At 57.1% G+C, this 12,132-nt stretch carries 9 protein-coding genes; 1 reads left to right on the top strand and 8 read right to left on the bottom strand.

Features of this window, described 5'->3' with window-relative positions:
* Nucleotides 1-495 precede the first annotated feature (495 nt).
* On the top strand, nt 496-945 hold the full coding sequence (locus tag HMPREF2779_RS08970) for a hypothetical protein (RefSeq protein WP_141754873.1): 450 nt from the start codon (nt 496-498) through the stop codon (nt 943-945).
* 550 nt (nt 946-1,495) lie between these two features.
* Here HMPREF2779_RS08970 and guaA read toward each other — a convergent pair.
* The 8 genes from guaA to groES form a co-directional block, all read right to left on the bottom strand.
* Nucleotides 1,496-3,088 carry a glutamine-hydrolyzing GMP synthase gene (gene guaA / locus HMPREF2779_RS05285; protein WP_005508433.1) on the bottom strand — a complete coding sequence of 531 codons (1,593 nt, stop codon included), beginning with the start codon at nt 3,086-3,088 and terminating at the stop codon, nt 1,496-1,498.
* Nucleotides 3,089-3,313: 225 nt separating this feature from the next.
* Nucleotides 3,314-3,985: an ABC transporter ATP-binding protein gene (locus HMPREF2779_RS05280; RefSeq protein ID WP_083311159.1), complete on the bottom strand. Its 672-nt coding sequence runs from the start codon at nt 3,983-3,985 to the stop codon at nt 3,314-3,316.
* Nucleotides 3,985-6,009: a hypothetical protein gene (locus HMPREF2779_RS05275; protein ID WP_158676582.1), complete on the bottom strand. Its 2,025-nt coding sequence runs from the start codon at nt 6,007-6,009 to the stop codon at nt 3,985-3,987. Before HMPREF2779_RS05275 ends, HMPREF2779_RS05280 begins: the two co-directional genes overlap by 1 nt.
* A 260-nt stretch (nt 6,010-6,269) precedes the next feature.
* Nucleotides 6,270-6,587, bottom strand: a complete 318-nt coding sequence (locus tag HMPREF2779_RS09335) for a lactococcin 972 family bacteriocin (RefSeq protein WP_083311161.1) — start codon at nt 6,585-6,587, stop codon at nt 6,270-6,272.
* A 282-nt stretch (nt 6,588-6,869) separates the two neighbouring features.
* Nucleotides 6,870-8,000 (bottom strand): GuaB3 family IMP dehydrogenase-related protein, encoded by a 1,131-nt coding sequence (locus HMPREF2779_RS05265; protein WP_070685558.1) that lies wholly within the window; start codon nt 7,998-8,000, stop codon nt 6,870-6,872.
* Between the two features lie 145 nt (nt 8,001-8,145).
* Entirely contained in the window at nt 8,146-9,663 is a 1,518-nt protein-coding gene (gene guaB / locus HMPREF2779_RS05260; RefSeq protein ID WP_105360993.1) for an IMP dehydrogenase, read from the bottom strand.
* Nucleotides 9,664-9,972: 309 nt separating this feature from the next.
* Nucleotides 9,973-11,559 (bottom strand): chaperonin GroEL, encoded by a 1,587-nt coding sequence (groL, locus tag HMPREF2779_RS05255; RefSeq protein WP_105360992.1) that lies wholly within the window; start codon nt 11,557-11,559, stop codon nt 9,973-9,975.
* A gap of 105 nt (nt 11,560-11,664) precedes the next feature.
* Nucleotides 11,665-11,952 carry a co-chaperone GroES gene (gene groES, locus HMPREF2779_RS05250; RefSeq protein WP_005505066.1) on the bottom strand — a complete coding sequence of 96 codons (288 nt, stop codon included), beginning with the start codon at nt 11,950-11,952 and terminating at the stop codon, nt 11,665-11,667.
* Between the last annotated feature and the right edge of the window lie 180 nt (nt 11,953-12,132).

Raw genomic sequence — 12,132 nt, 5'->3', positions numbered from 1 at the left:
GAGGCTGCCATGAAGAAGAGTTCGGGGCGGCTGGTGGCGACGATGTAAACGATGACGGTGGGGATAATCCAGCGGGTCAGCAGGGCGGAGGCGCTTTCTTTCAGGCGATTGCCCCCAGTGCTCGGGCAGCAACATTGCGAGCCCGAATCCTGCCCCTAAGTAGAGGAGTGGGAGGATCATTCCCATGCTCGTTCCTTTCACTGTTGCCGTGTCTGTGCTGTTGTTTTACGGCTAAGGTCCCTGTCTAATAACCCTACCCTGAACCTTCAGGTTGAGGCTTACTGCTTTTTCGTTGTATTTTTCGAAATTTTCGCGTCATATTGCATCATATTCGCTGATGCTCTCGTTTTTTATACGGTTCGCTTCTAATCTTGAATTATAGAGAGAATATATTTTCCACCACATTCTTTCGTTCTATCACCGACACTCATTTCTTACGAGATTAGGAACTATGCTTTTTCTTCTCCCGTGAGGCTAAATATTCAGGAGCCCGCAATGCAGCAGCCGTATCTTTCTTCCCCTCCCGAATCTGGTGGTGTCCCGCAGCATCCGGCGCAGGCTTCCAGCCAGCATGCTGATGCGCATATTCCGTGGCGCTCTTCTTCTGCTCTGCTTACTGCCCCTGCTGCAGCTTCTGTAGCGACTGTACCCGCCCCTGAGAGCCCGGAGCGAACCTTTAGGGTGCCTCACCCGGTGTTGAGCGCTATCTCGTGGGTGATTGCGGCTGCGAGCGCTGCATGGCTTGTCATTCTGGCTGTTTCGTTGACGATGATTGTGGCATCAGGCCTGAGTCATGATTCTGAGTTTGTGATGCTGACCTATGGCGTGTACATGGCGTGCGCGTTTGGGTTCTGCTGTTTTGGTACGTTTTTTGCGTTGCATTTTGGGTTGGGGTCGAGCGCTCATTGGCGTGATTCGATTCGTCACCCGCATCACCCGCATTAAAGTTTTTATTTATCGTGTAGTTTTGTGGAGAGTTTTTAGTTCTTTTATTTGAACTCTCGTTTTAAATATTTTGGCGTTTTCCTTTGAAATTCACGCTTAAGTACCACCCGTTTTTCTCTATACCTCCGCATAAAAAGCCGCCCGGCGCATCCACAAACAGGATACACCGGGCGGCTTACTTCTAAGCTAAAAGTCTGGGGCAGGGCGCTGCGAGGCAGAACGTTCCGCTACGGGGATTTCTTCAGAACAGTTTGTGTCATCTCCAAGGGAAGGAAAACTGACGAAAAACTCATAGACGGAGGATTTATGCTCTTGCTTTTGATCGTGCTCGTTATCAGATTTTGACATCTCTAGCCCCTCCTTATGACATTAGGTTAGTGCTCTGCACATGTCAGACGAAGCATGCATAAGCACATTATATTTCGTTCATCCCTGGCATCTGCAACGTACATACTCACAAAAGGAGCCACCCAGCACATCCACAAACAGGATGCACCGGGCGGCTCCTTCACAGGCTCCCAGCTACAAAGCTAGGTAGCCCAAAGCGGGATTACTCCCACTCAATGGTTCCCGGGGGCTTGGAGGTAACGTCCAGCACCACTCGGTTAACGTCCTTGACCTCGTTCGTAATACGGTTCGAGATCTTAGCCAGCAGGTCGTACGGCAGGCGCGACCAGTCAGCGGTCATTGCGTCTTCCGAAGAGACCGGGCGCAGAACAATCGGGTGGCCGTAAGTACGGCCGTCACCCTGAACGCCCACGGAACGAACGCCAGCCAGCAGAACCACGGGGCACTGCCAGATGTGCTCGTCCTGACCTGCTGCGGTCAGCTCTTCACGCACGATAGCGTCAGCGGCACGCAGGGTTTCCAGGTTCTCGCGGTTAACCTCGCCGACAATGCGGATGCCCAGGCCGGGGCCGGGGAACGGCTGACGTGCCACGATCTTCTCGGGAACGCCGAGCTCACGACCGATAGCGCGGACCTCGTCCTTGAACAGGGTGCGCAGCGGCTCAACCAGTTCGAAGGTCAGGTCGTCGGGAAGGCCACCCACGTTGTGGTGGCTCTTAATGTTTGCGGTGCCGTCGCCGCCGCCGGACTCGACAACGTCCGGGTACAGGGTGCCCTGGACCAGGAACTTGATGTCTGCGCCCTCTTCGCCAGCTTCAGCAATCAGCTTGCGCTGTGCCTCTTCGAAGGAGCGGATGAACTCGCGGCCGATAGCCTTACGCTTCGCCTCGGGTTCGGTGATGCCATCGAGGGCGGAGAGGAAACGCTCCGACTCGTCGATGGTAATGACCTTGATACCCATGGATGCTGCGTAGTCCTGCTCGACCTGTTCGCGCTCGCCCTCACGGAGCAGACCGTGGTCGATAAAGAAGCAGGTGAGCTGGTCGCCAACAGCCTTGTGCACAAGCGCTGCTGCCACGGAGGAGTCAACGCCACCGGAGAGCGCGCAGATGACGCGGTCGCTACCGACCTGCTCGCGGATCTTTGCGACCTGCTCTTCGATGATGTTGTTGGTGGACCAGGTGGGCTTCAGTCCTGCCACATTGTAGAGGAAGTTCTCCAGGGCGACCTGGCCGTAGTCGGAGTGCTTCACCTCGGGGTGCCACTGCACGCCGCCGAGCTTGCGGGACTCGTCCACGAATGCTGCCACGGATGCGCCGGGGGTCTTTGCCAGCACCTCAAAGCCTTCGGGGGCTTCGGTCACGGAGTCACCGTGAGACATCCACACGTTCTGGGTGGTGGGGGTGCCGGTGAGGAAGGAGGAGTTCTCAGCGCAGACCACAGCGTCGGTTGCACCGTATTCGCGCAGACCGGTCTGGGCGACGGTGCCGCCGAGGGTCTGGGCCATCACCTGGAAGCCGTAGCAGATACCGAAGATCGGCACGCCAGCTTCGAAGAGGGCCTTGTCGCCCTTGGGTGCGCCATCGGCGTAGACCGAGGAGGGGCCACCGGAGAGCACGATGGCTGCCGGGTTCTTGGCGAGCATCTTCTCGGTGCTCATGGAGTGGGGGACGATTTCGGAGTAGATGCCGGCTTCACGCACGCGACGAGCAATGAGCTGCGCGTACTGTGCACCGTAATCTACCACCAGGACGGGACGCTCTTCGAGCTGGTCCAGGTTCACAGAGTTGGTCACGAAAATTACCTCAACGTGTTGGTACTAATCCGCGCACTTGCGCGGGGATATATCTATTTTACGCTATCGCGGTGTGAGCTTGAACGCCCGCAGCGCGGGAACCCTTCAGCGAATGACCGTTCTTTTCAGCGAGTAAAAATAAACCCCGTATAAGAAAGCACCGCCCGGCGACGGAGTTAACGACTCCATAGCCAGGCGGCACATTGCAAAAACAATCCTCTTCGTTTATCCCTTGAACTGAGACATATCAATACGCCGGTCGCAGAAGTCCGCCACCGCATCGCTGTGCGTAGCAATAATGGCACAGGCCCCGGCGTTCACCAGCTCCCGCAGAATATCAAGCACCTGCGCCTCGTTCTCGGCGTCCAGCGCACCGGTCGGCTCATCTGCCAGAATCAGTGATGGCTGCTTCAACATAAGCCCAGCAAGCGCCACGCGCTGCTGCTCACCACCCGAGAGTTGGTAGATAAGAGACTTCTCTCGCCCAGACAAACCGACCCGGGCGAGGACGGACTCTAGCTCTTTGCGGCTCGGACGCTGCGAACGCGGCATAACCGCGAGCGGTCCGAGGACGTTCTTTTCAACGCTCTCCCCTTCTACCAGGGCATAGTTCTGGAAGAGATATCCTAGACTATCACGGCGGAAATGACGGCGGGTTCGCGATGATGAACCGCTCAACATTGTTCCTTGGAAGGTATATTCCCCTTCAGTAAAGTCGGTCAGGGTCCCTAGACAGTTAAGGAGAGTGGTCTTGCCACTTCCTGAGGCACCAGTTAGGGCTAGCATCTGTCCTGGAGCTACGGCAATATGGACATCAGCAAAAATAGGATGTCCTGCAATACGCACAGACCCCCCGCTTACGGCCAGCAGATTTTCTGTTTTTAAGATGGACGTCATCAGTACATTTCCTTTCGCGCATGATTGGCAACAGTAACTCGGTAGCCTCTGCCAAAGGCCCATAAACTCATACCAATCGACACAATAACAGTGGATGTGAAGAGTACCGTTGCCAGTACTGCAATAACAGATGCAGTCTCAGCCCCAGCATTGAGATACTGCTCGTGGGCCAAACTCGTTAGTTGGAGGACCCCATAGCTAATGACAAGAATCGTCAAAACCGCCTCCCCTATGAGAACCCCACGGAAAGTCCGGGTCGGATGCATACCGTAGGTAAAGGAACGAGCGATACGCTGCTGATGTTCTGCGCAGTACACACGTGCGTACTCCAGAAGGGTCACAAGACACAAAACGGAAAGGATGATGAGCGCATACAAGCTAATGCGTTGTTCGCTCTGCATCCTGCTTGTGAGACTAAAATATTTTTCGCTCACCGGCAGAATTTCACCTACGTAGCTTCGAGCTGCACTACCCTTCAGAGATTCAAGAGCTTTCTGCCGGTCCTTAATAAATGCCCCGTTCTGACTGAAGGCGGCAACGAGCATCTCCATTCTGTCAGTCAGCACAGTTTTCGGGACATACACAATGATGGGGTTCTGCACAAAGTAGTTCGCTTTAGTACCGTCACCATATGTATAGGACCTCGTTACAGACTCATATGCCCTCAACTCCGAAAGCTCAGCACGTGAAGCTTCTAATTTATTCGAGGAAGAAGAGCTATCAGCCGAGTCAAAAGTACTAGAAGCAAGGCGCCTTATATCATCAGCGTGCTTTTCCAATTCCTGGGGATAGTAGACGCTAAGACCGCTACGACCTTCCAGGTCTTCAAGAGGAGGTAAACCTGCTGGCAGGGATTCAGGATTACTATCCAGGTATTCACGATTCACGTACAGAAAGGTACGACCCAAGCTCTGATCAGATTTCAGAGAGGCTGATTCATCCTTTCCGGCTCTATAAGCTTCAATCGATTCAGGGGATGTATAGACAGGGTTCTCCGCACTAGCGAGGATGACGTTATCAGATTCTACTTGTTCTTTACTCCAGCCCTGAAGGTTCTGGATGTCACTAGTCTTATACCGGAAACCATTAAAGGACACACTATATCCGTTACCCTGAAGCACCGCGGGGCGGGCTTGATTGAGTGCATGGACTTGCTGAGTCGTGTAAGCCAAAGTGATTAGAGTAGCAACAACAAGAATGAGCGCCAAAGAGCGGCACGCCCAGCTAGCCGCATAGGTAATACGCGTAGGTACCTTTCCTTTAAGGGCTTGTCCAATAGGTATAGCTACAGTAAGTGCACAAGCCACATAATGCAGCAGAAGCATAAGGCCCAACATCCAGCACAACAGGATAAGCTGAACTTTCAGCGTCAAAGCTGCAAAAGCCCACGAATTGTACAGGGCGAGGAATGTATAGAAAAGGGCATAGAGGCCCAGAATTCCACAAAGAATAGCAGGCCCCGACTCTAGCAGCTGTGCACCGTAGACACGGTTTAAGGATGCCCCATGCAGACGCAGGCGCGCGCTTTTTTTCGTCTGCCGGAATATGGCACCAATCAGAGCCGTACTAAGGGCTAGGCATGTTGCAATAAAGGCATACCCTCCTGGGGTTCCCATGTAGTACCCTGCAATACTTCGGAGATTGAGAACATCGTATTCCGTTGTATGCGCACCATTTTCACGCAGGGTAGCGAGCAGCTGGGCGCGTTGTTGCTCACTACCGCCATATAGGTTGTAGAGACCTCGCGCTTCTGCAACCTTGCCCGGATTAAGCCTTTTGACCTCAACGCGGTCTTCAGGGGTATAGGAAGGGTATCCTGTTTGTTCCCACCCACGTACAGTATTTTCGGCACCGCAGAATTCGAGTACGATACCGTGCCGAGTATCTGACACATCAAGGGTGCGACGAGCTATAGCGATACTGTTCTTCTCCGCTTCCTGACACATATCCTCTAGAAATTTGCGAGTATCTACGCCTTCGCTGATTGAAGGAATCTGGAGGTTACGGGTATGCCCAAGAGACATCTCCGAGTTGATACTCAGAAGCATGAAGAAAGGGAACACGATGGAGGCGAGGGCCGCCCATAGATAAACTGAGGTGAGGGCCGATACATACCGGCCAAATCGGAATCGGCACTTAAGCATGGGGATTCATTTCTGTCATATGGGCGGACCGCCTGATAGATTCACTCAGACGGCCCGCCAAATATTTTGTATATTAGCTTCCTGCATCATTTGCAGGGCCATATTGCTAATACGCTATAGAACATCCAACGCGCTCATCTCTAACAATGGTTGTTGTAGTAAGCCTCGTTAGTGTGGTCCCAAGAATGACCAGACGAAGCCCTAGCAGTGGTAAAGGGCTTCTTACATCCGGAGTAAACCCAGTTACTTCCCCAAACGGTTGCACTATGCCGTGCTTCTTTGTGGTAATAACGAGACCACACACCCCAGATAGACGAACCATAGTCCCAAGTACCACCATGAACCTCAACAACAGTCGCCGCAGCCGGGACAGTTGCGGCAGGAACGGCAGTCAGTGCCGTCACGCTCAACGCGGCAGCAGCAAGAACCTTCTTAACAGGGGGAGCGAAGATACCCATTTCTAATCTCCTTCGATAGGTATATCCATATGGTATTGAACTTGCAGTTTTGCAGAAGTTCTTTCAAAGAATATAGACCTTAGCCATATCCTTATTAGATACACTACAGTGAAAATATAATCCCAGTCACTATAAAATGAGAAAGTTTAACAATATGGCATAAATTCCATTCTCCCAAAGACAGTGACTCAACCCCTACCTAAAAGAGCACGTCAAACAATACCGCCCGGTAGTCGGAGGGATAAACCCACCAACCACCGGGCGGTGATTCATGAAGCTACATTAGCCGCGGTACGCGGGAACCACGGTCAGGTCAGCCTTCTGGAACTTCTTCAGGTCCAGGTAACCGCAGTTAGCCATTGCACGCTTGAGCGCACCGACAATGTTGCTGGTGCCGTTCACGTGGTGCGAAGGACCGTACAGGACCTCCTCCAGGGAGCCGACAACACCCAGCGGGGTGCGCACGCCGCGCGGGAAGTCCAGCGAGTGCGCCTCGTTGCCCCAGTACCAGCCCTGGCCGGGAGCCTCGGATGCACGAGCCAGCGGAGCGCCCAGCATGACGGCGTCAGCACCCAGTGCGAGCGCCTTCACCATGTCGCCGGAGCGGCCCAGGGAACCGTCAGCGATCACGTGTACGTAGCGGCCGCCGGACTCATCCAGGTAGTCCGAACGTGCCGCAGCCACGTCGGCGATAGCGGTTGCCATCGGTGCGGAGATGCCCAGGCCCTGGCGGGTAGTCTGTGCGGAACCGCCGCCGAAGCCCACCAGCACGCCGGCTGCGCCGGTACGCATCAGGTGCTTAGCCTGCGAGTAGCCAGCCACACCACCAACGATGACCGGAACGTCCAGTTCGTAGATGAATTTCTTCAGGTTCAGCGGCTCGTGCGAGGTGGAAATGTGCTCAGCAGAGACGGACGCGCCGCGGATGACGAACAGCTCAACACCCGCCTTCACCACGGTCTCGTAGTGCTCCTGGGTGTTCTGCGGGCTCAGGGAGCCTGCAACGACCACGCCGGAGTCACGAATCTCTTCCAGGCGTGCAGTGATTAGTTCCGGCTTAATCGGCTCGGAGTAAATCTGCTGCATGCGGGTGGTTGCGGAGGCGGGGTCCGCCTCGGGCAGCTCGACAATCTCGTCGAGCAGCGGCTGCGGGTCCTCGTAGCGGGTCCACAGGCCCTCGAGGTTCAGCACGCCCAGGCCACCCAGCTTACCCAGTGTAATGGCGGTCGCCGGGGACATGACCGAGTCCATGGGCGCACCAATGATGGGGGTGTCGAACTTGAAGGCGTCAATCTGCCAGGAAGTGTCGACGTCGCGGCGGTCGCGGGTACGGCGGGTAGGCACCAGCGCCACATCGTCCAGGGAGTAGGTGGGGCGGGCGTTCTTAGAGAGGCCAATCTGAATTTCAGACATGGGGTGAATCCTTTCGAATTCGGTTTGAGGGGTGCCGCTGGGCGTTATTCGCGCCGATGCCCGCCCGATACCTGAACGGGTATGGGGCGGGCTCAACGGCGCATGGTATGCACACCATGCGGCGAATCATCGTTGGTGAGGCGTTTTAGCGGCGGTAGTTCGGTGCCTCAACGGTCATCATGATGTCGTGCGGGTGCGATTCCTTCAGACCTGCGGGGGTGATGCGCACGAACTGACCCTTGTACTTGAGCTCCTCGATGGTGCGGGAACCGACGTAGAACATGGTCTGGCGCAGGCCGCCTTCGAGCTGGTGAATCACTGCGGAGAGCGGGCCGCGGAAGGGAACCTGACCCTCAATACCCTCGGGGATCAGCTTCTCTTCGCTGGAGACATCAGCCTGGAAGTAGCGGTCCTTGGAGAAGGACTTGTGGCGGCCGCGGGTCTGCATTGCACCCAGCGAACCCATGCCACGGTATGCCTTGTACTGCTTACCGTTCATGAAGATCAGCTCACCGGGGGACTCGGTGGTACCAGCCAGCAGGGAGCCGAGCATCACGGAGTCAGCGCCTGCAACCAGTGCCTTGCCGATCTCGCCGGAGTGCTGCATACCGCCATCAGCAATCAGCGGCACGCCTGCCGGGATTGCCGCCTTAGCGGACTCGTTGATAGCGGTCACCTGGGGAACGCCAACACCGGCGATAATGCGGGTGGTGCAGATGGATCCGGGGCCAACGCCGACCTTCACGCCGTCAGCGCCAGCGTCGATGATTGCCTGTGCGCCCAGGCGGGTTGCAGCCTGGCCGCCGATGACGTCCACGTGTGCTGCGGCGGGGTCCTTCTTCAGGCGGGCGATCATGTCGAGCACGCCCTGGGAGTGGCCGTTTGCGGTGTCCACGAACAGTGCGTCGACGCCTGCCTCGACCAGGGTCATTGCGCGCTCGTAGCCGTCGCCGAAGAAGCCGATAGCGGCGCCGGCACGCAGGCGGCCGTCCTCGTCCTTGGTGGCGTTGGGGTACTGCTCAGTCTTGACGAAGTCCTTGAGGGTAATCAGACCGGCGAGCTTGCCTGCGTCGTCGATCAGGGGCAGACGCTCAATCTTGTTATTGGACAGCAGTGCGAATGCTTCGTCCTTGGTGACGCTGGGGTGCGCGGTGACCAGCGGCATAGGGGTCATGATGTCGCGGACGCGAATGCCCTCGTAGTCGGAGCGGGAGATGTAGCGGATATCGCGGTTGGTGATAATACCTTCCAGCACGCCCTCTTCGCTGACGACGGGCAGACCGGAGACCCTGTAGTAGCCGCAGACCTCATCGTATTCGGCGATGGTTGCGTCAGCACCGATGGTGACGGGGTTAATGATCATGCCGGACTCGGAGCGCTTAACGCGGTCCACGTGTGCAGCCTGGTCCTCGATGGAGAGGTTGCGGTGGATAACGCCCATACCACCCAGACGTGCCATAGCGATTGCCATAGCGGAGTCGGTCACGGTGTCCATTGCGGCAGAAATAATGGGGGTGTTCAGGGTGATGCGCTTGGACAGGCGGGTGGAGGTGTCCGCTTCGGAGGGGATGACGTCGGTGTTGCCGGGCAGCAGCAGCACGTCATCGTAGGTCAGGCCGGTGAAGCCGAAGGGATCCTCGGACAGAGCGGTGGGAATGGTCATTGTCTACCTTTCGGATGCTGGCTTCATCGGTGAGAAGCTCAGCCTATACGTTGCGTATGTCAAGATGCGGTACGACCCGTCTGCTCGCACCCCACAAGGTGGTTTGAGCGCAAACGGGAACAGCTTACCTTCTATAGTAAACCGCTAAAGGTTTCTTTGCTGAGAAGCCCTCATAGTAAGCACCCCTCAGCGGGAGGCTGTCGGCAGGTTCTAGCGCCCCCACGAACGCGAGCGCATCCGAGCCTACCGACAGCGAGTGCCCGGTACCGCCTCCTTGATGGAGGGGGCGGCACCGGGCACACACACTATTTAGTCTTCTTCAGTTTCTTCGGGCTTCTCAACCACCAGGGTCTCGGTGGTCAGCACCAGAGCCGCAATGGAGGATGCGTTCTGCAGAGCCGAACGGGTCACCTTCACCGGGTCAATCACACCGGCTTCGATGAGGTCCACGTACTCGCCGGTCTTGGCGTTGAAGCCGTGACCCACGGGCAGTTCGGAGACCTTGGAGACGATGACATAGCCGTCTTCGCCAGCGTTCTCCGCGATCCAGCGCAGCGGCTGAACCAGGGCGCGGCGAACGATCTGTACACCCACGTTTGCGTCGTGGTTGCCCAGGTCCATGCCGTCCAATGCCTTCAGCGTGTGGACCAGTGCGGAACCGCCGCCGGAGACGATACCCTCTTCCAGAGCGGCACGGGTGGAGGACACAGCGTCCTCGATGCGGTGCTTGCGTTCCTTCGCCTCAACCTCGGTTGCGGCACCGACCTTGATGACGCCCACGCCGCCGGCGAGCTTAGCCAGGCGCTCCTTGAGCTTCTCGCGGTCCCATTCGGAATCCACGCGCTCAATTTCGCGGCGCAGCTGCTGCACGCGATCCTCGATCGCCTCGGGGTCGCCGCCGCCGTCCACGATGGTGGTGTGGGACTTGGTGACGGTCACGCGGCGTGCCGAGCCCAGGTGCTCCAGGGTGACCTGCGGCAGGTCGATGCCGAGCTCGCCGGTCACGACGGTGCCGCCGGTCAGAATTGCCAGGTCCTGCATGATTGCCTTGCGGCGGTCACCGAAACCGGGAGCCTTCAGAGCCACCACGTTGATGGTGCCGCGCAGCTTGTTCACGACCAGTGCGGAGAGCGCCTCGCCGTCAACGTCTTCTGCGATGATGGTCAGCGGCTTCTTCGCCTGAACAATCTTCTCGAGCACGGGCATGATTTCTGCAATGGTGGAAATCTTGCCCTGGTAGAGCAGCACGAGGCTGTTCTCCAACACTGCTTCGCCGCGCTCAGAGTCGGTGACGAAGGAGGGCGAGAGGTAGCCCTTGTCGAACTGCATACCTTCGGTGATGTCCAGCTCGATTTCGGTGGAGGAGCCGTCTTCGATGGTGATGACGCCGTCCTGGCCGACCTTCTCGAAGGCGCGAGCCAGCAGCTCACCGATCTGCTCGGACTGCGCGGAGATAGCGGCAACGTGCGCCACCTCGGGGCCCTGCACGGGGCGTGCGTTCTCGAGCAGGCGTGCGGAGACAGCCTCCACAGCAGCCTCAATGCCGCGCTTGACGTCGGCGGGTGCCGCGCCGCTGGTGACATTGCGCAGGCCCTCGTTGACCAGTGCCTGTGCGAGCACAGTTGCGGTGGTGGTGCCGTCACCGGCTACGTCGTTGGTCTTGGTGGCGACTTCCTTCGCCAGCTGGGCGCCCAAGTTCTCGTACGGGTCGTCCAGTTCAATTTCGCGGGCAATGGACACGCCGTCATTGGTGATGACGGGTGCACCCCACTGCTTGTCGAGCACAACGTTGCGCCCGCGCGGGCCGAGGGTTACCTTGACCGCGTTTGCCAGCTTATCGACGCCAGCCTGCAGGGACTTGCGGGCGGCATCGTTGAATTCAAGCTGCTTAGCCATGTGTTCGCTACTCCTAGTGCGTCACAGAAAGGAAAATTTGAGGGGCAGATGATAGCTCATGCGCCGTACCGGATGAGCGGTACGGCGCATGAGCATCTGAAAGTATTAGTCGACGATTGCCAGAACGTCGCGTGCGGAGAGAATCAGGTACTCTTCGCCCTGGTACTTGACCTCGGTGCCACCGTAGCGGGAGAACACGACAACGTCGCCTTCCTTGATGTCTACGGGAATGCGGTTGCCCTTCTCATCCACGCGGCCCGGGCCAACGGCGACAACGCGTGCTTCCTGCGGCTTTTCCTTCGCAGTTTCGGGGATGACCAGACCGGATGCGGTGGTCTGCTCAGCCTGCTCAATCTTGATAACGACGCGGTCTTCCAGGGGCTTGATAGCCATAATCGGTTCCTCCGGGTTGTGGATTTACGTTTGATGCGAGACAGCGGCGCAGTGGCGCGCCCGATGACTGTCTCGAGTGCTACCTCAACTCTAGTTTCACCTGTGCTTTCGGTCAAGAAAAGCGCCCCTCTGCCGGGGTGTTTCACCGCAAGGCGAACGCTGAGCAAAAAGCTGGGCAAA

It is taken from the genome of Rothia sp. HMSC069C03 (assembly GCF_001811075.1).
Lineage (GTDB): Bacteria > Actinomycetota > Actinomycetes > Actinomycetales > Micrococcaceae > Rothia > Rothia mucilaginosa.
This window is presented reverse-complemented; position numbering and strand designations above follow the sequence as displayed.